At 58.5% G+C, this 253-nt stretch carries 1 protein-coding gene; it reads left to right on the forward strand.

The genetic code is table 11. The features are described 5' to 3' along the window. Positions 1 to 214 (forward strand): expansin C-terminal domain-related protein (locus C6N31_RS43075; RefSeq protein ID WP_198359740.1); only part of this gene is annotated, 214 nt, incomplete at its 5' end. Between the last annotated feature and the right edge of the window lie 39 nt (positions 215 to 253).

The following is a 253-nucleotide window of genomic DNA, read 5'->3' on the forward strand; positions in this document are numbered from 1 at the left end:
CCTCGTCAAGGTCAGCGTCAAAGGTTCTCGAACCGCCTGGATGAGCATGAGCAGAAACTGGGGCCAAAACTGGCAGTCCAACGCCGTTCTCGTCGGCCAGTCCCTTTCCTTCCGCGTCCAAGGTAGCGACGGTCGCAGCTCTACCTCTGTCGACGTCATCCCTGCAAAATGGCAGTTCGGCGAAACTTTCTCCGGCAAGAATTTTCTCGCCTGACCTCCCCCATTCCCCACCCCTTCCTTCCACTCTCTCCGG

Source organism: Streptomyces fildesensis, from assembly GCF_016107395.1.
GTDB classification, from domain to species: domain Bacteria; phylum Actinomycetota; class Actinomycetes; order Streptomycetales; family Streptomycetaceae; genus Actinacidiphila; species Actinacidiphila fildesensis.